General features: G+C 51.3%; 15 protein-coding genes and 1 pseudogene. 14 read left to right on the top strand and 2 right to left on the bottom strand.

Going from position 1 to position 22,570, the window contains the following annotated elements; genetic code table 11:
- From B153_RS0127455 to B153_RS0127410, 10 genes and pseudogenes are all read left to right on the top strand, one after another.
- A pseudogene (locus B153_RS0127455) lies at positions 1-491 on the top strand (hypothetical protein); the annotation flags it as partial.
- A gap of 468 nt (positions 492-959) precedes the next feature.
- On the top strand, positions 960-3,959 hold the full coding sequence (locus B153_RS0127450) for a histidine kinase (RefSeq protein WP_020599961.1): 3,000 nt from the start codon (positions 960-962) through the stop codon (positions 3,957-3,959).
- Between the two features lie 4 nt (positions 3,960-3,963).
- Complete coding sequence (locus B153_RS0127445; RefSeq protein WP_020599960.1) at positions 3,964-4,806, top strand: LytR/AlgR family response regulator transcription factor; 843 nt, start codon at positions 3,964-3,966, stop codon at positions 4,804-4,806.
- Positions 4,803-6,278 (top strand): Hsp70 family protein, encoded by a 1,476-nt coding sequence (locus B153_RS0127440; RefSeq protein WP_020599959.1) that lies wholly within the window; start codon positions 4,803-4,805, stop codon positions 6,276-6,278. The genes B153_RS0127445 and B153_RS0127440 overlap by 4 nt, the downstream gene beginning before the upstream one ends.
- Before the next feature lie 119 nt (positions 6,279-6,397).
- Positions 6,398-7,303: a PP2C family protein-serine/threonine phosphatase gene (locus tag B153_RS36040; RefSeq protein WP_020599958.1), complete on the top strand. Its 906-nt coding sequence runs from the start codon at positions 6,398-6,400 to the stop codon at positions 7,301-7,303.
- Between the two features lie 18 nt (positions 7,304-7,321).
- Positions 7,322-9,058, top strand: a complete 1,737-nt coding sequence (locus B153_RS36955) for a serine/threonine-protein kinase (protein ID WP_020599957.1) — start codon at positions 7,322-7,324, stop codon at positions 9,056-9,058.
- Positions 9,059-9,092: 34 nt separating this feature from the next.
- Positions 9,093-10,790, top strand: coding sequence for a tetratricopeptide repeat protein (locus B153_RS0127425; protein WP_026262500.1), 1,698 nt, complete (start codon positions 9,093-9,095; stop codon positions 10,788-10,790).
- Positions 10,791-10,793: 3 nt separating this feature from the next.
- Positions 10,794-13,889 (top strand): hypothetical protein, encoded by a 3,096-nt coding sequence (locus tag B153_RS0127420; RefSeq protein ID WP_020599955.1) that lies wholly within the window; start codon positions 10,794-10,796, stop codon positions 13,887-13,889.
- A gap of 12 nt (positions 13,890-13,901) precedes the next feature.
- The gene (locus tag B153_RS38075; protein ID WP_026262499.1) at positions 13,902-14,633 is read left to right on the top strand and encodes an FHA domain-containing protein; all 732 of its coding nucleotides are present in this window, start codon (positions 13,902-13,904) and stop codon (positions 14,631-14,633) included.
- Position 14,634: 1 nt separating this feature from the next.
- Positions 14,635-16,170 carry an FHA domain-containing serine/threonine-protein kinase gene (locus B153_RS0127410; protein ID WP_020599954.1) on the top strand — a complete coding sequence of 512 codons (1,536 nt, stop codon included), beginning with the start codon at positions 14,635-14,637 and terminating at the stop codon, positions 16,168-16,170.
- Here the strand turns inward: B153_RS0127410 and B153_RS0127405 are convergent.
- Positions 16,147-16,524 carry an FHA domain-containing protein gene (locus B153_RS0127405; protein WP_020599953.1) on the bottom strand — a complete coding sequence of 126 codons (378 nt, stop codon included), beginning with the start codon at positions 16,522-16,524 and terminating at the stop codon, positions 16,147-16,149. The genes B153_RS0127410 and B153_RS0127405 overlap by 24 nt on opposite strands.
- A gap of 64 nt (positions 16,525-16,588) precedes the next feature.
- On the opposite strand from B153_RS0127405, the gene B153_RS36030 reads away from it, so the two are divergent.
- The 3 genes from B153_RS36030 to B153_RS36945 are packed head-to-tail and all read left to right on the top strand — an operon-like array spanning position 16,589 to position 19,858.
- Positions 16,589-17,449 carry a DUF3078 domain-containing protein gene (locus B153_RS36030; RefSeq protein WP_020599952.1) on the top strand — a complete coding sequence of 287 codons (861 nt, stop codon included), beginning with the start codon at positions 16,589-16,591 and terminating at the stop codon, positions 17,447-17,449.
- A 17-nt stretch (positions 17,450-17,466) separates the two neighbouring features.
- Positions 17,467-18,570, top strand: coding sequence for an FHA domain-containing protein (locus tag B153_RS36950; RefSeq protein ID WP_020599951.1), 1,104 nt, complete (start codon positions 17,467-17,469; stop codon positions 18,568-18,570).
- 1 nt (position 18,571) lies between these two features.
- Positions 18,572-19,858, top strand: coding sequence for a formylglycine-generating enzyme family protein (locus tag B153_RS36945; protein ID WP_157634912.1), 1,287 nt, complete (start codon positions 18,572-18,574; stop codon positions 19,856-19,858).
- Here B153_RS36945 and B153_RS0127385 read toward each other — a convergent pair.
- Positions 19,855-21,540, bottom strand: coding sequence for a hypothetical protein (locus B153_RS0127385; protein WP_020599949.1), 1,686 nt, complete (start codon positions 21,538-21,540; stop codon positions 19,855-19,857). The two genes, B153_RS36945 and B153_RS0127385, sit on opposite strands and share 4 nt — an antisense overlap.
- Positions 21,541-21,722: 182 nt before the next feature.
- Here B153_RS0127385 and B153_RS0127380 point away from each other — a divergent pair.
- The coding region (locus B153_RS0127380; RefSeq protein ID WP_020599948.1) for a coiled-coil domain-containing protein at positions 21,723-22,570 on the top strand (848 nt) is incomplete at its 3' end.

Here is a 22,570-nt window from a genome sequence, read left to right as displayed (position 1 = left end):
TTTGTTCCCAGAGTGCGCTGGTAAGTGTGACGGCACTGACGGGTCCCGACCTGTCGGCCATCATCCTGCTGCCGAGTGGCGGCTTCTCGGGGGGGGAGACCAAGGGGCTAGTGATGAAACTTCAGGAAGTGAACGGGTCAGATGCGACGGGCAGTATTGTGGTCACGATCACCGTACCGGCGGGTTACAGTGTGAGCTTCGATAACAGCCTGAGTAGCATTCTGGTATCGGGGGGTGGTACGGAGAGTGTGCAGAATGAGAAGTGGGAGGTGATCCGCACGGATGGGAGTCAGCAGTTGAGTCTGCGGTTGAAGGGTGGGGAGTCGATCGTTGCCCGGAGCAGTGTATCGGTAGGCTTGTGGGTGAGCCGGACGAGTGCCAATGGGGGCAGCCGTTCGAACATCACGGTGAATGTGGCCGATGACAGTGGTGGGAGTTATGATGTGAACCGATTCAACAACGTCTACGCCCGTATCATCAATGGCCTGTAAAGAGGCCTTTATCTGGTGCCTTTTGGTGTTCCCGCACTGATCGGGCCAGAAGCTTAGGGGTTAGTATCTATGTATCTATTTTCTGGTATAGGGTTTTGTTCAGGCTCCGATAGGGGCCTGTTTTTTGTGAAATAAGGTAAAATATCCAACGCGAGCCAAAGAATGTCGAAAATGGGTTAACAGCGAAGGGGGTAAACGTACGGCCGGGACGAATAGCCCATCTCTAACAGGCCATCCAAAAGTCAACGAGTCTGGGCAAGCTCCGGCTGATGGCGCTGCGGCTGTTATCGAACCAGTTATCAGTTCAGGGCTGGATTGTGAAGTTTTTTTTAGGTCGCCATCGCTGAGGTATACCAATTGGCTTGCTGGCTACCACTTATTCGTAAAAACAGCCAGTTGTTACTTTTCAACACAGTTGGAGTCTTTCATCTACTAATTTGGCTTAATCTACTTTTGGTAGCCTTTGGTATGCTTATTAGGCTTCTGACGTTGTGGTTTGGTTTTGCCTGCCTTTGGGCTGACGGGCAGGAACTTCCCTATGCCCAATACACCACTCGCGATGGGCTGGCCCAGATGCAATGCATGGCAGTACTGAAAGATAGCCGTGGCTACGTATGGATAGGTACCAAAAACGGCCTGAGCAAATTTGACGGTGAACATTTCGAAAACTTCACTCAACATGACGGGCTACTGAAAAATTATATACAAAGCCTGGTCGAAGACTCGAAGGGCTACATCTGGATCAACAACGTAATTGGTTTAATCCGCTTCGATGGCACAACATTTACGCCGTATCCATTTCCCGATAAACGGATGCAGGCATTTGGTGGGACTTTTTGGCTCGATGCCGATGGGAACCCGATAATAGAAGTCGGAGACGGACAGACAAACAAGATATTAAAGCTCAAAAAAGGCAACTATATTCCCGTTCCGGGCTGTGAAACAAAATCTGGAGGTTTTCTTTCCTACGACCGCCAACATGATTGTTATTATCTGCAAACATCTCAAAAAGAGGGGATCAATTCCCAACTCTGGTTTGTGCAAAATGGCCGCAGGGTAGGCTGGCTGCGCACGGGCCCGAACGTAGCATGGGGCTTTCAGGGAACATTGCGAAATGGAATACCCGTACTATATGCCCATGACCAACACAATGCGGCCCTAAGAACCTACTTCACGCTTGAGCAGGATTCTCTCATTCCCTTTTTTCGGACCGATGGCCAGAGGATGACCGTGCTACGGACACTCCCTGCACCTGCACTCGTGATGCACTCGGGCCATTATTACCTACTTATTGCCAACACAACCCAACTTACGCGCCTTCCTCTCCCGGATACGCAATTATGGCAATATCATTTCGATGCGGGTGGACTTTGGTGCGCCACCGAAAAAGGAGTTTTTCGGATATGGCTTAACGGCTTCCGGTTTTTTAGCGAGGCCGATGTTCCCTATTGCTGGAACGTGGTCGAAGATCGAAACAAGACGATGTGGTTCTCGAATTATCAGAGCCCGCTTTTAACCTGGAATGGACAACAACTTAGCCGTATGAAAGGCTATGAATCTCTGTTCTTTAAAAATGAACACGCTGAACCCGACAACTGGTATTATCATTCCATTCGGGATAAACAGGGCCATCTCTGGCTTCCAAATTTTGCTGGGGCCGTGCGCTATGACGGGAAGCACTTTCAGTTGATCACCGACCCTGACAATGCAACCACGATTTGCCTGCTCGAAGACCCGGAGCGAAACCTGATTTTGAAAGGGGGCGAACATCAGGTTTTGTTTATCGACAACAAGCCTCCTTTTCGCTACACCTGCTTCGATCAGAACAACGGTTTCAACGACCCCAACGGATTGGTGCTGGCCATGCAAAAAGACAGCCAGGGTTTTTATTGGTTTGGAGGACGCAACCTCACCCGCTACGACTACGACCGCCGAAAAGCTACCTACTACACCCTCGAAAACGGAAAGTTTCCGGCAAAGGGCGTATATAGCCTGTGTCTCGACAACCGAAAAACGGTGTGGGTAGCATCTGCCAAAGGGTTGTTGCGGTACGATGTCAAACAGGATCGATTTCGGATGGTGCTCAACGACAGCCTTGTTACGAGTGTGATGCTGGTGGGCGAGTTCGATAAAGATCACCTGCTGTTTGGCGATATGCATAATCTGTATGTCATGGACTTGCTGGTGTATTACCAGACAGGACAGGTGCGGGTCAAGGCCTTTAACCATCACAACGGCTTCATGGGCCTTGAACCCGGTCAGAACGGTTATTACCGCGACAGTAGGGGCCGCATCTGGATTACGTCAGGTACGGTATTGTCGCAACTGAATCCTCAGGAAATCGACTTGCGGCCTACTCCGCTGCGACTCTTCATCACCAAAGCCGGTCAGCAACGGATTCCCTTCGTTCGTTCCCCATCGATCATCACGCTTCCCAAAGACGAAAATACGGTTTCGTTTACGGTTGAAACGCTGGGCGACGATAAGCCTTTTTTTGCTGAATACAGCTACAAGGTAGATGGGTATCTGGACCAGTGGAGTCCGTGGCAGCGACAAAACCTCATTACGCTGACCAACCTGCCCGGCGGCACGCATACGCTACGGGTGCGTACCCACACAAGCAACCTTATGAACGAACAACCCGCCGAAACCAGCCTGCGTTTTCAGGTCTCGATTCCGTTCTGGCGGTCGCCCGATTTTTATAAATATGCTTTTTCGCTCGGGTTTCTGCTCATAGGAGCAACGGGTTATTTTTACTTTCGGAGCCGCCAGAATGCCCTTCGTTTACAGCAGCAGGACCAGCAGTTGCTGTTTTTGCAGGTACAAACGCTTCAGGCCCAGCTTAACCCGCATTTCGTATTCAACGTGCTGGGTACCATGCAACGCATGATTATGACCGACGACCGTGAGCAAGCCAATCGAAGTCTGGTTGGACTGGCCCGGCTGATTCGCTCGTTTCTGGAGTCGTCGATTCAGAGCGAATATCCACGCAAAAATCGGTCGGCCAGTTTCGAATTTTCACTGGCGAAGGAAATCGAACTACTCACGTTGTACATCGAATTTGAGGCCCTTCAATACCGGGAGCGCTTCACGTATTCGATAGAGGTTGCCCCTGAACTGGAGCCATCGGTATGGTCGATTCCCCCCATGCTGGTCCAACCCTTTGTTGAAAATGCCATTAAGCATGGCTTACTCTACCGCGACACGCCCGGCCATTTGTGGCTGCGATTCCGGCAACGACCCGACGAAACCTTATTGGTAGAAATTAAGGACAATGGGGTGGGACGAGCCGAAGCCCGTCGGCGGCAGGCGGCCTCCATTCGGCCTTACGTATCCAGGGGAAGCCAACTGGTGGAACGGCGCATAGACACCCTCAATACCCTCGACTATAAAATAGAACTCATTATCCATGATTTGCCGGAAGGCGGCACGCTGGTACAACTCCTGATCAATACGAATATACACTAGTTTTATGCAAGCAACTATCCGTGCTTTTATTGTTGAAGACATTCCCGACAATCGGATCAATCTGACGGTTATTCTGGCTGAATATTGCCCACAGGTGAGCGTTGAAGGTTATGCCGAGGGGGTTGAGGAAGCGTATCGGCTGATTTGTAATCTCCAACCCGACCTGATCTTTCTGGATATTGGCCTGCGTGACGGCACGGGATTCGATCTGCTGGAACGGTTGCAGCTTTCGGGCCGCCCGATGGCCGATGTGTTGTTTCTGACGGGTGAGAATCGGTACGAATATGCCACACGAGCCTTCGAGTATTCGGCTATCGATTTTCTTGATAAACCCGTTGATCCACATAAACTTTGCCGGGCCATTGACCGGGCCAGTCAGCAGCTTAACGCCCATCAGTACCGCCAGCAGGTAGCGCTTTTACTCGATATTCTGAAACAGCCAACCCCCCAGCTCGACGGGCGCCTGGCGTTGCATCTGCCCCGTGGCGTTGTTGAAGTGACGCAGGTGGCCGATATTGTTCGGTGCGAGGCCGATGGGGTTATTACGCATGTTTTCCGTAAGAATGGTACCAAGCTAACAGCCATGCGAAATCTGGGGCATTATCGGCAGTTGCTGGTTAACGATTATAATTTTTTTGCTATCGATCACGGTGAAATTATCAATTTAGACTACCTGCATCGCTACGACCACCGCGACCGGATCGTAACCCTTTCGGATGGAACCCTGCGGTACGCCAGCCGACGCTGTGGCCAGGAGTTAGGCCAGTATCTTAAACAAAACCCACTGCCCGGAAATGGATTCTCCCGGCAGAGTCTGTTTCAGTTTGTGAAAAAGCTGCTCCCATGAACATCGCTATCGACCTGGGTAGTCATACATCGTCGGCAGCTTATCTGGCTGCGGGCGGTCTGCCAACGCTCATCAGCGACCCCCTCACCAAAGACAGCCGTGTGGGAATTCCCAGTATTGTATTGCCCGTGCCGAATGGTGCGCTGGTGGGGCAATCCGTTTGGCATATGGTCGATAGCCGACCCATAGCGCAACCTATACTACACTATGCGCCCGAATGGCTGGGGACTGTACAGGCAGACTTGCCGGTTCATTGGCTTCCTGAAACGCTGGTGGGTTTATTGGTCAAAAAGCTTAAAATGGATGCCGAGACCTGCACGGCTTCGGCCATTACTGGGATCTCGCTGGTTGTACCTGGTTATATAACCCAGGTCCAGCAACAAGCGTTGGTTCAGGCCGTCCGCTTGGTCGATATTCCGGTTCATCAGGTTCTCAGCGAGTCAGATGCACTTATTGAGTATTATCGGCCCAAAGGGGATCGGCCCATAGCCCTAATTACCTGGAGCAGTAACCGCCTTACAGTTAGTCTGTTGCAAAAACACGACGCTGGTTTTAAACGCCTGGCAACGCAAACGATATCGGGCATTGGCGGTGACCACTGGAGTCAGGCCCTTTCCGAACGCATCGTAAGTCGGAGCAAGTCGATGCTGTCGCTGGGAGGTTCCATACCCCTGCCCAGCCCTGTCGTTGAGTCGATCCAAATCGAATTATCGACCGAGTTAGTGGCTTACCGAACGCTAGTTTTGCAAACGGAGCTTGTGGAGGTAGTTGTAACGCGTCGGGAGCTAGAGCAGCTAATCAGGTTAGACTTACCCCGGGCCACTCAAACCGTTTTAACCTGCCTGAATGCAGCCGGTATGGCTCCCGATGCCGTAGGCGAAGTATTGATAGCCGGAGGGAGTACGTTGGTACCGTTGGTGCGGCAATGGATAGGTCGTTTATTTTCTCCAGACTGCTTATGCTACGACCATGAACGCCTTCATGCGGCTTTGTATGGTGCTACCTTGGCTACCCATCAACCGCTTTTGGATACCCCTGCCTCGAGCCTGATTGGCCGAACTACCCATCATATTGGTGTGCTGGCCTTAAACCCGGATACTCGTGAGATTACGGTCGATACGGTCATCCGTCAGTACGTACCCCTCCCGGCTCGCGGTCGGCGTATGTACTACACTACAGTTCCTAATCAACCGTTTTTGACTATCGATGTGGTTCAATATCAGGGTACTAACAGCCAGCAGTACGACTTGTTGGGCAGGCTGTCTATAGGGCCGCTGCCGACGGGGTCGGTTCATTACGCTGTGGAAGTGGAGTTTAGCTGTTCGGAGGATGGACTTCTCGCCATTCGTACCACTGATCCCGAAACCGGGCTTGAACTGGCTCAGCAATTCCAGACCGAAACTGCTACCGCTTTCCCTTTTGCCCGGCAGCGTAAACTCGTTCGGGAAACGGTTGTAAATGGTATTGGCTGATGCTGCTTACCGGGACCAGATACTCGCTAGCCGGGCCGACATGACCAGTTGTTTTAAAAAACGACCAGTTGTTACGTAACTACGCCCGGAGGCCTGAAGTAGCCATAACTTAGAGAATTATGGCTACTCCTATTACATCTGTTCGAGTGGGTTCGCTGACCGATATTGGCGAACTACGTGATCATAATGAGGACGATCTGTGTGTGCTGCCGCAGGTTGGTCGAAATACTCAGGCCGCTTCGGGTACTCGGTTTACACTTGGCCAGGCGGGTTGTTTATTGGTTGTGGCCGATGGTATGGGTGGAGCTACATCGGGCGAAGTAGCTTCCCAACAGGCCGTGATGGCCATTCGGGACTATTTTACAGCTACCGACCAAGCCGATTTTTCGGATTCAACCCGGGTCGAGCATCTGGAACGATCCATCTTTTACGCGCAGGTAAAACTGATCAACCTCATTAAACAGCAACCACACTTTAAGGGCATGGGAACTACCGTTGCCATTGCCTGGGTGGTGGACGACCGGGCTTATGTGGGCTGGGTTGGCGATAGCCGATGCTATCTGATGGAGGCATCAGGCAGGTTTCGACTACTAACCAATGACCATTCGGTCGTCTGGCAGCTTGTGATGGCGGGTAAGCTGACCCCCGAAGAAGCAAATCAACACGACGAACGGAATATTATTACCCAAAGTCTGGGGTCGGCCGATCACCCTCCCTGTCCTGAATTCATCACCGTTCCGCTCCAGCAGGGTGATCGACTATTGCTTTGCAGCGACGGTTTAAACAGTATGCTTACCGATAAGGCCATTGCTGGCATTTTGCGTCAGTGGCCTAACTCAGAGCATACCTGCCAGCAACTGGTTAAAGCCGCCAATGAGGCCGGGGGCGAAGATAATATTACGGTGGTTATGCTCGATGTGCTGGAAGCTGCGCAGGCCACCCGAAATACGGCCGATGCCTTGCCGCCAATACAGGACCCTGCCCGAACCCGTGTATGGAATTTTATTAAAAACATTCGGCTCTAACAAAACTCCTTCTCAATCATGCAACGAATAGATCAGCATGCGCTTTTTGATGATCGATTTCGCCTGAAAAAATACCTCGGCGGGGGAGAACTATCGGAAGTGTGGCAGGCGAATGACCAGCTTACAGGGCGCGATCTGGTAGTGAAGATCTATGTTAAAGTTGGGGAAGCTGGTATTCGGCAATTCAGAAATGATTTTAACCTGACCCACAGCCTCACCCACGACTTCATCCTGAAACCTACCTATATGGGGCAATGCGATCGAAGACCGTATTTATTGATGCCCTTCTGTGCCAATGGCTCCGTCTTTGGCCGGTTAGATGGTACAATGGGTGCCGTTCAGCTCTATTCGGAGGGCGAAGTAGCCCGACTGCTGGCTCAGATAGGAAGCGCCTTACATTATCTGCACAAAGCGGAGATTATTCACCGCGACATCAAACCGGATAATATTCTGCTTGGTGATGAGCAACAATTTATGCTCACCGATTTTGGTATTAGTAAAAAAATGCGAACAACCCTGGTACGGGCAACGGCCACCAGCGCCAGCGAAGCTGAACGACTATCGTTTTCGGCACCCTATGCACCACCAGAGGTATTTACGCTCAAAGAAGACCCTAAAAAAGATATTTTTTCGCTGGGGGTTACTGTATTTGAAATGTTGACGGGCGATCTGCCATTTGGTAGCGATGGCGGGCGATTGTTGAATTTTGGTGCCAGCATACCCGATCTGCCTACCCATTTTTCATCCCAACTGAATCTGCTACTGCGCTGGTGTCTGGCTGTCGATCCGATCCAGCGGCCTACAGCCCGGCAATTGATGGAAAGCGGGGAACACTTTCTGCAAACGGGGAAGTGGCCAATTATCGACCCGGCGGTTGAAACCTATGAGGAAATTATGGAGCGGGCGCAACCCCTGTTTCAGCAGGCAGTTGACCGATTTCAACAGCAGTACGATGCACGTCGGTCGTTTCAGCACGTGATTATGTTGTACGAAAAAGCACTTCAGTTAGTACCTGGCGATGAACAGGCCAATACCTTCATCCGGCAGGCAAACGAATACATCCGGCAGACAAGCCAACGGGAGTCTAAACGCTGGACGATTACTCGTAAACCTGCCCGTTGGAAAACTCTGCTTGTGTGGGGAGGTGGTCTGGCTATAATCGCCATCGTTCTGGCAGAAATATGGATTATAGGGTCTGCCGACCCGACCCCATCAACGTCCAAAAAACCAGTAGCGGCTCCACCAGCAACCGTCATGGAAAAACCACTGGTCTCGTCCGATACCCAGGGAGCGGCATCGTGGGAAGTTCCGGTCAAACCCGTTGAGCAGGTATCAGCTGGGCCTACTGACTCCGCCACAAAACCATTGCGTGTACAAAAGCAAACGGATATTCACCCTCCCCAATTGGCCAGAAATACATCGGGATCGGCCGTTTCGGTTAGAACAGAGAACTATGCCGATAAGGTGACACAGCTGATCGACCAGGGGCAGGCTGCCATTAACAACGACAACGACAAGGAAGCCGCTATAGTCTTTTTCAACCAGGCGTATGGCCTGAGCCGACAGCATAATCTGACCGTTCAACGGTTCGGGAGCCTGTATAACAAGTACAAACAAACGGGCGACGCTATGTTTCAGGCAGGTGAGTACGACTTTGCCCGCCAGTGGTATCAGGTTGCCCAGGCCTTGCAGAACACGACCGAAATACGGCAGAAGATTGAAACCTGTACCAATCAGTTGAACTCGGAAAAGTAATTCCGCTCCGTCACCTCTAATGCTGCCTTACTGAATGTCTGTTGTAATGCGAACCGTTCCGAAGCGAAACCGAACCCGATGGCAACGGCATTTTCTGGCAGCCTTGCTAGGCTTATGGGTGGGTGGGCTTTTGCAAACGATGGCACAATCGAATTCAGTCAGACCATCCGATTATCCGGTTTATCGGAAAATGGCCGATGCAAAGTATGCCGATGGCGACTACGAACGAGCCCAATCGCTGTATAAGGCGTGTCTGGCTTTGTTTGGGTACGAAAAAGATCCGCACTCCCGACAGCAGATCGGTCGATGCCAGCAAATGCTGGATGCCCAAAAACAACTGGAACGAGCCCTGGCCACTAAAGCTTCGCTCGATGTACCACTGGCAACCTTGAAAAAAAACCTGACCCTGAACCCTGCGGATGTTAATGCCTCGCGACGCATTGCCGATTTGCTGGAAGCCGATGGCGACAAACGGTTGCAGCAAAAAGAGTACTCAACAGCCCTTAGTCGGTATATAGCCGCCTATGGAATGGTGTCCAGAAAGGCAATTGTGTTTAAGGCCGAAGTAACTAATAATCGGGAGATCGAGCGAACGGGTAAACCGTTGCTGCCGTACCTGGCTTTTCAGGAACAGCTACGAAACAACGTCAATCAGCCCTCTAAGGTCGATCAGTATGTCGTATTAAAGCAAAAAGGGGACGAGTTCATGCAAAAAGGAGATTACGCTATGGCTATTCAGAAATACAAAGGTGCCCTATCGTTACCCAATCGCGAGAACGATCCCTACCTACTCCAAAAGTTAGGCGAAGCCCGGAGAGCCAAAGAAAATCAGCCTAAAACTCTGGCCCAACTGCGTCAGTTGCTCGCCCAGCAGCCCGGCAATAAAACCATTCAGCAGCAACTGGTGCAACAACTGGAGCAGGACGGCGACTTACTTATGCAGAATACCCGTTATGCCGATGCCCGGAAACGCTTTATTGAAGCACTAACCTACGGGGAGAAACCGCTCTTGCGGACAAAGCTGGACGAAGCTAATCAGAAAATCAATGCATTGCGTGCCGAAGCACTGACTACCGCTTTACCGTCCAAAGCCCCAGTAAAATCAGTGATAACGAAAACGCGTAAAAGACGGGAACCCATCACCCTGCTCGGTGCAGCGCTGGTGGCGGGTACGGCCTATGCCCTACCCAATCTATCCAATCAGGCCGGGTCTGTGCCGGGGCGCAGTGGGTTGTTCCCCTACGTAGGCTGTCGGTTGATGTTGTTTCCGAATAGTCCCGTATCGTTTTCATCAGGTTTGCACTGGATGCCGGGCCGGTTTATGACCACCACCGAACCGGGTACCCAGAAAATCGAAACGTTTGCATATGGATTGGCACAACTGCCGCTAAACCTTCGCGTACAGATCAAGTTGGGAAAAAATTCGCCCGTTCGACTCGTAGCGCAGGGCGGCCTGTCGTTCTACCGGCCTACTTCATTTCAGTACGACAATTGGGCGGCTGGGGTACAAACGACCGATATGACAGCCCTGAATCAGACCATTCGGGGAAGCAATATGGCCCTGGGCTTTGAACTGGAGTTAACCGACCGGAAGCGAATAGGCATCATGGCCACTTATCAGCACATAGGCAATTTGCTGAATGCCGATTTTACCGACAATGCTACCAACCGAACAGCGGCTCTGGCCGATGTCACGAGTTGGGGGATCGAACTCGTCTTTAAACCGTTTTAAAAGATGATCGCTGTTCGTACACTTCTGACTCGCTTATTCACTTTTTGGGCTCTGCTGGCTATTGGATGCTATAACCGCGACCTCGACCCGGTGGGGAAACAATCGGCTTTGTTGACTACAGACCCAACGGCCAACTGGTCAACCTGCCAAACCATGTACTGGACCATGGGAAATAGTACTCCTGCATTTTCAGGTGTCGAAACGTCTACGATTCAGGCTGCTTTCGACGAATACACGAATGTGGGTTCCACACTCCGGTTTGAACAGCGAAGTACGCAGCCCAATGTTACGGTGGTGCAGGTAGCAGCGGCCAATATGAAAGGCATCGACACACCTGGCCTAATTTCCTATCAGGTCAAAACCCTGTCGTCGTATACGGTCGATGCCAATAAGAATGCAACCATTTACATCAATGCCGACGCCAAACTAACAGTCGCCCAGCTAAAGGCGATACTCATGCACCAGATTGGGCGTATTGTGGGCTTAGCCGTAAATAATTTCGTAGAGGCATCGGTCATGGCCTTGCCCGATCTGCAAAAACCAGTTGCCAAATTGGACGCATCCGACATAAAGGCCATTTTGGCCAAATTCGGAACGGAGTGCCCGCAATTGCTGGCTGGAACCGATAATCTGGCCGAGCCCATCTTCGACAATCGCTGTGGCGGTATCCGGTATCTGATCGAAACCAATAAAGCCATTTACGATGATGCCAGACTGACCACCGATGTGCAACAGGCCGCCGACATCTGGAACAGCCAGAAAAGCTATGCACAGTTTCGATTGACTACTAAGCCCGATAGTGCCCTTATCCGTATTCGGTTTGCGCCCAAAGAGTCGTTTGCGGTAAGCCAGGTATCCGACGGAACGGTTTCGTTGAGTATGTTGCCCCTCAGCAAGTTAGAAAAAGGAAGTACGCCCGGCACGGCCAATATCCTATTGCGGCAGGATTTTAAATGGAACGATAACACCCTGCGGCAGGCCGTAGCACAGCAGCTTGGCTATTATCTGGGCTTTACCCGCAGTACCGACCCAACATCCATTATGTACGTGGCTTACCGCCCCGAACAACCCCTGACTACCCTTGGCTCAGCCGAAAAAATAACCTTTGACAGTAGATTTGGACAATATTGCCCACTAACAATCACCGTCGATGCCGGAACGCTGAAACTGCCTGGCCCCAAGTATTTCGGCAAACAAATCCTTACGTACCAGTCGACGGTAGCCAAGGGACTGAGTAATGTGCCTGATTGGGCTGGCTCTGCTATCGATAATGCCTTCAAAACATATAGCAATGCTGGATTTCTACACCGATTTGGACAAAAAACGGCTACTGATAAGATACCTACGTTTACGGTTTCGCTGGCCTCGGCCAGTGCTGTGGGTTCGGGAGTAACCGCTAAAATAACGTATACCGATATCAGCGGTATGGACGGTTACACTATTTTACTGAATTGGGAGGCTGATAGCTGGACACAAACCCGGCTGCAATCGGCTTTGTCGCAGATTATTGGTCAGGTGCTGGGCTTGCCCGTTTCGAGCAAAGACACCGACCTGATGTATGGCACCGTCAAATCGATCAACCCAAACACCAGCCTGACAACGGATGAAATAGCCACGCTGAAGAAACTATACACCTTCAACAACAGCACGACGTTTTTACCCGTTGCGGGCGCTTTTATCACGCCCATGAACACCCAGAATGTACCGAATTGCATTGTTCGGGCAAACTGGAATTGGTGCGGTGCCAATTCGGCGGCATCTGTCAGTCATGATTTTACGAAAGGGCTTACCCAGTTAAATGCCAATCTGCCGACCGTCCGATTTGCCAGTTATTCGGTACCGACGAGTAATTACTCAATCTTTTTCTGCAATACCATGACCGATGTGTATTTGAATGCGTCATACACTGCCCGACAAGCGGGAGCCAGGCTGGCTTACAATCGGTTATCGTATTTATCAACGTCTGTAAATGATAATTCGATCCGCTATTCGTATTCGGTTTACGTTAACTCCAATGAACCGCAACTGCGGGCCAACAATGGAGCGGGACTAATCAATCTGGAAATGTACTGGATGGGGCATTTGATGGGTTTGCCCGATTCAGATGACCAAGCATCGATCATGTACCCGTACCTGTCGACTACGGTAAAAACACCCACGGCTGATGATATTCAGAAACTCAATGCCGCCTTTGGTCCATGTGCCTTTGGGGCTGTGGCATCGGGCTGGCGCAAAGTAGTGGACAATTTTTCATTCTCTGGCATTGGATACGTTTTTAATAACAAGTCCTATATGTTTGGTGGGAGTGCGATTTTTCTAGTCGATGTCAACTCCCGTCAGCTTTCGTTAAAAGCCAATCTTTATCAGTCCACTGGTTTTTCAGGTTATACTTCGTTTGCCAGTGCCGATAAGCTATATATGTTTGGTGGCTCGAAATCGCCTGCTACGCCCACTGGAGACTATCTGTATGATAAGAGCTTGTACGAGTTTGATCCAGTAACCGAACGGCTAACCAAAATCGCCGATTTCCCAGGGCAAGGTCGGGCTGGAATTGCTGGATTAGCGTTCGATGGTAAATGCTACATTGGAGGAGGGTATTATTCGTATACAAAAACAGTGGGGGATACTGCAATAAGTTCTTATTCGCAAAACTTTAGCGATGCATGGCTGCTGGATTTAACTACTGGTCGATGGACCCAACAACAGTATCTCCAGTATCTCCCTTCATTCAATACTAATGGTATTATTAGAACGCTAGTTTACAATGGTAAAGGCTATGCTTTTTTTAATAGTGTCGTTTATCAGTATACACTTTCCTCTGATACCTGGCAACAACTCCCTGGTATCCCTAATAACCGCTCTGTACAATACCCGTTTCAGATCGGCGATTATGTGTATGGCCTCGGGGGCAATGGCGATAATGCCTTTTATCGGTTCGATCTAAAAGCCAATAGCTGGAGCCGCCTGCCCGATCCCAACATAGCCCCACCGCTTTATCCCTATGGTAGCTTCAGTATCAACGGGAAAGGGTATGTAAGTGGCTCGCCTGTTTATACGCCTTCTAAACCCACTGAAGTTTGGGAATATACCCCCCAATAAATCCCTGCGCTCATGCCCGAACAACCCAACGACCGCCGAACCATCGATGCCGCCACCTACCAGCAGCGGCAACAAGCTGCCTCGAACCTCACTGCCCGGCAATTGCCGCCCGAATGCGCCGAATGTCGCTACCCCAAACGACCCGGCGAAGACTTTTGCCCGCCCTGCCCGCATCAGGACGAATACAGTGCACCAACGTTTGAAGCCCCTCGTATGCCTACCGTTCCTGCGCCAGCGGTTCATCAGTCAACTGCCCGCCCATCGGGGGTAGTTTGGCCTTCGGCGAGCCGGGCTACTACGGTGGAGCCTATTGAACAACCTAAACCCATACTACCAACCATTGAGCCAATCTCTACCCCGGAGGCATCGTCCACATCATCGCCGGTTCAGGAGATTTCGCCAGCTCCCCGGCCCCGCATGACCTACAATCCGTACACGCAACCGGCCGTTGTGGAACCTCCCCGCTGTCGGCTCACGCCCATACCGCGTATGCAGGAAGCCGAATTATTGCCCATCGACCTCGACGATACACCCCAGTTGCTCGACCGCGACAGGGTTGATCCTGAGAACCTGACCATTTCGGGAAATGGACATGCGCAACTTGATTTTGTCGATGGTCAGTGGTACGTCCGTAACCTTAGCTCCGTACAAACCACGTATTTGCGGGTCGATGGTCCTACGCCTATCAAAGCGGGTGATGTGCTGTTGCTTGGCGATCGGATGTTTCGATTCGAAATCCTTTAGTATGGATAAAATTTACTGTCCGGCCTGTCATTTCAACAATCCCACTGCCTTTACACTTTGTGTGCAGTGTGGAAAACCATTACCCCAGAAAAGTCTTGCCCAGCAGTTACTAGGTCGGGTGTTTCCGAAACTGTTTCAAACCCCGGTGGGGCCAATATCGACTGAAACCGTAGAAACATTGGCCGATTTACCCGTTGTATTGACTACCGAAACCGGTGAAGGCTATACGATTGGCCCAAAACTGGGGCATGGAGGTTACTGTACCGTACATCGGGTCGACCGGATTAGCGATGGTCAGTCGTTCGCCCTGAAGCTTTGCCGCCTTTGGGAAACCGACAGTGCCAGCCACGAAACCCTGAAAACGCGTTTCTGGATGGAGTATCGGTTAGGTCAGCAGGCCAATACCGACTATTTTGTGAAAACTTACGAAAAAGGCTTTCACCGGGGTAATCCGTTTTTTCTGATGGATTACTGCGAAGGCGGCTCGTTGTCGGCACGGGTAGGGCAGGAATGGCCCGACCATCGGCTCAAGGCTATAGCCGTTGATCTGCTTCGCGGGCTGTCGCAGCTACATCGATCGGGTATTATTCACCGCGACCTGAAGCCGTCGAATGTGATGTTTCATCAGAATCGGCTGAAATTGATCGACTTTGGCGTGTCGGGTCGGCTGGACGTTCGGATGACCAAATCGCACGAAACGCTGGGGACGGATGTCTATATGGCTCCTGAACTGTTTCGAATTGCCAACAAACAATACCAGTCCAAATTGCCCACCATCGATATATTCAGTTTTGGGGTACTTCTGTTCGAGTTGATTTCAAAAGGATATTTTCCACATGGCGAGCCGCCCAGTACAGCCAATCGGAACACCTACCACGAGGAGGTGGCCGAATACAGCAAGCGTGTGCAAAATGAAAACTGGATATACCTGAACCAGTTTAAACGCGAAGGGAAATTTTCTGATTTCTGGTACGACCTGATTGCCGACTGCCTGCGTGCCAATCCGGCCCATCGGATTCAGAATACCCAGGCGTTGCTGGATCGACTTGGTGAAGTAGAGCCGCTGATGTATTGCCCGCGCTGCCAGCATGAGCAGCCCAGCCGTCGGGTCGCCCGTTGTGGGTATTGTGGCGAAACGTTGCTACGAGGGGCTTTGCAGCTACGAGTTATGGTAGGCCCCGAAACGGGGCAGTGCTATGATTTAGGCCCTTTTGTAGCCATCAAAGGGCTGGTGAATCTGGGTCGATACTCCGACTTTGAACTGACCGACAATGATGTTTCGATTCGGGAGTTTAACGACAATACGCCCTACATTTCTCGTTTTCATGCCACCATCGAACGGTCGAAAAAAACAGGCGAGTGGTTTATTCGGGATGGACAGTGGCGCGAAACCGACGAGGGCGATAAGGCCTGGCTGCCGTCTCGAAATGGTGTTTTTGTCAACGCAGCCCGGGCCAGCCCCGACGGTATGCCCATCTATCCGGGCGATATCCTGACCATTGGCGACATTACGCTACGCGTCGAATTGCAGCCGTAGCGTTGTGCTCCCGAGAGTAAACGCAGCTCCGGGTTGTAGGTAAACCTGGTCGAGCGCATGAAGCGGCATAGCCGCATCCGCAATCAGAACAGTGGGATTGGTAGCACCCGGATAGGCCGAAAGGACGTAATCGAATCCGCCCCCGTCGGTCCGATGCCGAACCTCGATCTGGCAATGGTATTGCCGATGAATGAGTACATCGTTCGTATCGATCAATACTTCGTTGAGCAGCGGCTTTTGTTCGGCATCGGCCCGCCGTCCGATTTTGTTGAGCCCGGGCTGTAATGGATACAGGGCCGACCGCGTGTCGGGGCCTTCGGCAGCCAATGAAATGGGTGAAAGTACAGTAGTCATTTTTTGAAAAAGTAAATACAATGCAAAGTACTAATTTCAGTCATAACCCCTCATCCGTAACTTCATGCGAATCATTTTTTTTATAGTGTGCCTATGCCTACCAGGCCTGTTACAGGCTCAGGACGATGTGAGTCGAGCCGATAAGCCCTGGAAAACCGACGTTCATCTGGGGCTTAATATAGCACAGGCCGCAGTCAGCAAAGCCTGGAAAGGTGGAGGTAGTAGTAGCCTGACCCTACGCCTGGTAAGTAACGCCAGCGCCATCTACAGTCGGTCCCGGCACCGATGGACCAATACGGCTCAACTGCAATACGGTTTTCTGAATGCGCCGGGGCAGGGGGGGCTGCGAAAGAATAGTGATCGTATTTTCCTTGACTCAAAATATGCCCGAACCCTTACCACCGCCTGGAATGCCTTTGGCAACGTGACATTCCTCTCACAGTTTGGACAAGGCGTAAATTATAACAACCCGAACAACCCGGTTTCTTCGACCTTTATGGCACCCGGTTACCTCTTCGAGTCGGTGGGGGTAGAGTATGCTCCCGTGTCGTATTTTGCCGTACAGCTTGGGCTGGCTACCCTTCGGCAAACCTTCGTTACCAATTCGGTCGTGCAGCAGGACGTACCTACTAATTATGGGGTCGATCCAGGAAAAACCCTACTCAATCAGTTCGGCTCGCAATTGGTTGTGACCTATCGGCATGATGTGGTTCAGAACGTAAACCTGAACGTCCGCTATGGGCTGTTTGTGGCGTATATGCCTCAACTCAAAACCCCTACCCATCGACTCGACCTAACCGCCACGGGCCGGGTGAACAACTTCATGAATGTGAACCTGACGCTGATTGGTATCTATGATACCGATGTGGCCGATGGGCTACAATTGAGCGAGGGATTGGCCCTGGGCTTTGCCGTATCTTTTTAATCGTACTGACTTCCGTTATGGCACACTATAGAATTGGCCGTTCGGCTGAAAATGATATTCGATTCAATGACCCGTCGGTCGCGGCTCACCATGCCGAACTCATGCTGACCCAGGGGGTATGGCTGTTGCGCGACCTTACGGGCGATACCCGTACCTATGTCAATGGCTGGCCTATTCGGCAAAAAGTGGTGCAACCTTCCGACTGGGTAGCCTTTGGCACGTATCGAATCAAAGTGACCGACCTGCTCACCCAGCAATCCGATGCATCCATGGCCGATACCAACGTGGAGGGGCTTGATTTAACCAGAGCAGGCGAACCTATGACCCGAAGCCAGGCCGCCGACTTGTTGGGACTCTCGGAAGAGGCTACCATAGATGCGATGCTGGCGAACTACCAGAAAAAACGCAGCCTGATTCTGCAACAAATGGACCTGTCTCCCGATCAGCGACAGCCCTATGAACAGGCATTACAGGAGTTGAACCACGCCAAGGAAACGCTGCTCGAAGGCCGGGAAGTACCGCTCGATAGCCTGCCCAGTCCAACGCCCGTTGTCAGTCGATTGTCGGAATCGAAACCTATTAAACTCACGCCCGACCGACCCGCTATGGCCCCTGTAACCCCACCGGCCTGGTATGCCCACCCGGCCGTTTTATGGCCTGCCCTGGTGCTATGTATGGGGTTGATTGGCTGGCTCATCTACGACCGCCAGCACAAAGCACCGTATGTACTGACCCCGGCCCAGTATGCAAAATACGAGTTTCTAAACAAGAGTTTTGGCGAACCGCGCGAGATAAAAATTAGAAACCTGATGTCGGAACCGCTTTCGCTGGGGGGGCTGGTAGCATATACCTACGATAGTACCGAAAAAGGCTTTGTATGGCTCCCGCCTATTCAGGGCGCCACCGAGAAGTTAGCCCCTATTCAGCCGGGGGCCATGGTTAGCCTGCCAAATGTAAAGCTGACGAATGGGGTGCGTCAGTGGAATAAAAAAGCCGTGTTTGTCGATCTTATTCTGTACGATCAACAGGAGAATCTTCTACCAACTCCCAAGGCGCTCATACCGGGTTGTGAAGGCTTTAATACAAAAGGTGAAATAGAATTAGAAGTAAATGACCAATAGCATGATGCGCTCTGGAGTTATCATAACGCTGTGCCTGCTTAGTATCGTAGACACCACATGTGGGCAGTTTCGGGTTCGGCAGGGAAACACACCCAAACCCGCTTCGACCGCACCGGCTCGCTCAGCTTCCACGCCATCCTATCGCCCGGCTACTCGTTCCTACGACAATCGTTCCGGCCCATCGGCAGTTTTACAAAACACCTATCTGCTACTGGCAACCGATAGTGCCTGTGTCGTAAAACTTACGGGGGTTAAGGCGTATTCGTTTACGCTAACGGCCGATAGCAAAACGAAGGAAAAAGTACTGGCTGGCGAATACCTCCTCGAAGCCGAAGGTCAGCGTCCGGGGATGCGGATTAGTCGAACTGTCCGGGTTAGTAATGATTTGAAAGTCGAGCCACTCGAATTTAGCCGACTGGTGGACCGTATCCGTAAAATCGATACACTAGCCGCTACACCGCCCCCGCCACCTCGCTACAAAGATCCCATTCTAAACGAAATTTCGGCCAATATGGTACTGGTCGAAGGCGGGAGTTTTGAGATGGGCGATCTGTTTTCGGAAGGGAAAAGTGATAATGTACCCGCCCACACGGTTCGCCTGACCAATTTTTACATCAGCAAATATGAAGTAACGGTTGTTCAGTTTCGTCAGTTTGTGCGCGAGAGCGGGTATAGGACCGATGCCGAAAAAAACGAAGGCGCGTATATCAATACGGCCACGGGTAATGCCGATGTCTGGGAAAAACGGAAAGACCTTAGCTGGAATACCGACGCATCCGGCAAAGTACACGCCGACGAATCGGAACGGGAGCCGGTCTTGTTCGTTTCCTGGAATGATGCTCAGGCGTTTTGTCAATGGTTGTCGCAGAAAACCAACCGGGTTTTTGGCCTGCCAACCGAGGCTCAGTGGGAATATGCTGCCCGGGGTGGCAACCGGAGTCTGTCGACAACTTATGCCGGTAGCGGAAAGGTCGACGATATAGCCTGGTTTACGGGCAATTCGGGCCGAAAAGCGCATCTCGTTGGCCAGAAAAAACCAAATGAACTGGGTTTATTCGATATGAGCGGTAATGCCTGGGAGTGGTGTTTGGATCGGTACGACCGAAAATATTACGACAAAAGCCCCACCGAAAACCCTACCGGAGCTACCAAAGGCGATAAACGAGTGGTTCGGGGTGGCTCCTGGCGGAGCGATCTGAAAGAACTTCGGGTAGTGAATCGCCACTCGGCCAACCCCGACGAGGGTTTTCATAGTGTAGGCTTTCGGGTGGTTACGAGCACACCCTAGCGCAAAGCCAGATACGCACTACGCAACTCATTCTTAATCGTTTGCTGGTTGCGCTGCCAGTTGCGCAGAGCCTGGGTAAGGGTATACAACTGTTTTTCCAGGCTTTCGTATCGTTGGGTTACCCGTCGAAGCCGACGCTGCTCGTCGTCGGCTTCAGCAACCCGTTGTTGCTGGTAAGCAACGGCTATATCGTCGAGTTGCCGCAAAAGTCCCGTCTGTTGCCCTTTAAAATACTCGCTCAGTTGTCGTCGCCAGCGGCTTTGGACCTCACCACTGATCCGGCGCGATTCTTCCCGCAGAGTATCATGAGCTTTTTCGAGTTCACGTTCCTGCACTTCGGCTCGTTCCTGCATCACAGTTTTCCGAATCGAATAAATCCCATAGCTCATCAAAGCAAGACTAAGTGGAATCATAACCTCAAGATGCGTTCGAATGGTAGCGGCTACGCCAAAGGTTGAGGCAAACATAAAAAACATCATCTGGTATCGCCGAACGGCCATCGCATATTCATAAAAACCTTTTCGATTGATGCTGGCTTCATACGCCCGGTCGATCCGAACGGCACTATCCAGAATGGGCTGAAGCTGATTTTCGGTCAGATGGGTAAAAAAGAGCGAAACAGGTGGCAGTTTTTTACTGGTGGCCAGATCGTTTAGTTCCTTTTCGAGCGTTTCAAATCCTTTTCGAATCGGTTCGAAAGCTTGAGTCAGATTCCGCTGGATGACCCGTCGAACGTGTTTCATAAACAAGTTTATGGCGTTTTGATCGATCCGAAGCAGGTTGGTTTTGGCGCGTTGAACCGTTTCCAGTTCGGTCAGCGAGTCGATGGTCGGATTGATATCGGTCCAATACCGACCTGTTCCGGGCATAAAATAGGCATCTAACTGGTCGAGTGCGTCTTTTTCAAACTGGGGCAGCTTTTGTTGCATAAAGGCCTTGAGTGTACTAAACGGGTCCGATTCTACCCCTCCTCGGGCTGATCCACTTCCAGCCTGATTTAGGAGTTTATTGAGTCGGGTAGCGCGTTCGGCCTGCCCCGTAAGTTGATTAAGAGCTTCGTGTATCGAGTCGATGGTGAGCAGTGAGTTATACGTATGCACAATGGCTACCTGACTAGCGAAGAGGGGTGTTTCCCAAAAGCGGGGCGAGTCGGCTTTATATGTGCTGTACGAAACCGACAGAAATCGGTCGGCGTTGGGCCAGATGGGGAGCGTGGTGGGCTGGTCGTGAAGCACACAAACCCAGGCGAATCGCCGTGCCCAAAGCTGCACCACAGCCAGATTTTCGGCCGTAGCATCGGTAGTATCGACAAACGCAATAAAGGCCAGATGCCCTGGATACACCCCCACCGGCCGAACCGATGCCTGAATGAGACTAACAAACTGCAGTCGAAACGGTAATCCGTTCCAGGTGGTGTCGATGGCCTTTCTGAAATCGATAGCCGTTTGCGCCGGATCAAGGCAAAAGTAGTTGGCCAGATGCTGACACCAGGAGGGAGTAGGCTCGCCAACAATGAGTAGCTGAAGTGTAACCACCTCAGTATCGTAGGCGTCGGCCAGTTGCCGCAGTTTTGGTTCAATATGAGTGCCAATACTGGGTAGACTAACATCGCCAAGACTGGCTATAAACTCTGTATAACTCCGACTAAATCGGGGGTATTGTTGCTGAAGTAGTTTGCTCATGATTACGTACAGAAATCTTTATGATTGAGAGAGGAAATGACGTTACAAAATAAACGGATGCCGACGGGGGGCATTCGACCAATTGTTCGTAAAAACGACCAGTTGTTATGTACTGCTTTGCAGAGGGGAGAGTTGCCTGTAGTATTGACCATTCAAAAACGACTTCTATACCCTTTTCAATTATGGCAGTAAACGGAGCTACCGATTCCGGTGCGTTCACCGGCGATAGTATACTCGACCAGGCCCAGGCGGCACTTGACCAAATAAAGGCCGATCATGATAAAGTACAGGCCCTGCTGGACGAAATCACCCATTTCCAGGCCGAAGCCAAAGCGGCTTTCGATGCCGCCAAAACGCATGAGCAGGATGCACTGGCGGCCATGAACAAAGCGCAGGAATACGAGCATCTGATCGAAGCTGTGCTGAAACAGGTTCAACAAAACGAACACGATGCGGCTGATGCATTAAAAAGCACACAAGCGCACGAGCATGATGCCGCCGACGCCTTAAAGAATACACAAGCCCATGAGCATGATACGGCTGATTTGTTAAAAACCATGCAGGCCCATGAACATGACGCGTCCGATGCTTTGAAGAATATACAAGCGCATGAGCATGATGCCGCCGATGTCCTGAAGACTACCCAGGCTCATGAGCATGATGCATCGACGGCTCAGATGCACATACGAGATTTAGAATCTCAGGCCACCACGCAAGCCGAGCATATCCACACGCTGGAAAGCCAGGCAACTTCTCAGGCCGAACATATTCAGACCTTAGAGAGCCAAGCCAGTACTCAGGCTGAGCATATCACTACGCTAGATGCTCAAGCCGCAACTCAGATTGAACATATTCAAACACTGGAAGCTCAGGCTACAGAATCAGCAAATTCTGTTGATAAACTTGAAGCGGCAGCTTTGGAGTCGAGTCAGAAGGCTGATGAGTACGAAGCGGCAGCTTTGGAGTCGAGTCAGAAGGCTGATGAGTACGAAGCCTCGGCTTTGGAGTCGAGCCAGAAGGCTGATGAGTA

This window comes from Spirosoma panaciterrae DSM 21099 (assembly GCF_000374025.1).
GTDB lineage: Bacteria > Bacteroidota > Bacteroidia > Cytophagales > Spirosomataceae > Spirosoma > Spirosoma panaciterrae.
Note: the sequence above shows the minus strand (reverse complement) of the source record. Positions and strands in the feature narration are given on the sequence as shown.

Excerpts from the sequence above, each read along its gene's own strand:
- B153_RS0127420 (WP_020599955.1), top strand. The coding sequence starts at position 10,794 with ATGATCGCTGTTCGTACACTTCTGACTCGCTTATTCACTTTTTGGGCT.
- B153_RS0127440 (WP_020599959.1), top strand. The coding sequence starts at position 4,803 with ATGAACATCGCTATCGACCTGGGTAGTCATACATCGTCGGCAGCTTAT.
- B153_RS38075 (WP_026262499.1), top strand. The coding sequence starts at position 13,902 with ATGCCCGAACAACCCAACGACCGCCGAACCATCGATGCCGCCACCTAC.
- B153_RS36030 (WP_020599952.1), top strand. The coding sequence starts at position 16,589 with ATGCGAATCATTTTTTTTATAGTGTGCCTATGCCTACCAGGCCTGTTA.
- B153_RS0127450 (WP_020599961.1), top strand. The coding sequence starts at position 960 with ATGCTTATTAGGCTTCTGACGTTGTGGTTTGGTTTTGCCTGCCTTTGG.
- B153_RS0127405 (WP_020599953.1), bottom strand. The coding sequence starts at position 16,524 with ATGACTACTGTACTTTCACCCATTTCATTGGCTGCCGAAGGCCCCGAC.
- B153_RS0127410 (WP_020599954.1), top strand. The coding sequence starts at position 14,635 with ATGGATAAAATTTACTGTCCGGCCTGTCATTTCAACAATCCCACTGCC.
- B153_RS0127445 (WP_020599960.1), top strand. The coding sequence starts at position 3,964 with ATGCAAGCAACTATCCGTGCTTTTATTGTTGAAGACATTCCCGACAAT.
- B153_RS36950 (WP_020599951.1), top strand. The coding sequence starts at position 17,467 with ATGGCACACTATAGAATTGGCCGTTCGGCTGAAAATGATATTCGATTC.
- B153_RS36040 (WP_020599958.1), top strand. The coding sequence starts at position 6,398 with ATGGCTACTCCTATTACATCTGTTCGAGTGGGTTCGCTGACCGATATT.
- B153_RS36955 (WP_020599957.1), top strand. The coding sequence starts at position 7,322 with ATGCAACGAATAGATCAGCATGCGCTTTTTGATGATCGATTTCGCCTG.
- B153_RS0127385 (WP_020599949.1), bottom strand. The coding sequence starts at position 21,540 with ATGAGCAAACTACTTCAGCAACAATACCCCCGATTTAGTCGGAGTTAT.
- B153_RS0127425 (WP_026262500.1), top strand. The coding sequence starts at position 9,093 with ATGTCTGTTGTAATGCGAACCGTTCCGAAGCGAAACCGAACCCGATGG.
- B153_RS36945 (WP_157634912.1), top strand. The coding sequence starts at position 18,572 with ATGATGCGCTCTGGAGTTATCATAACGCTGTGCCTGCTTAGTATCGTA.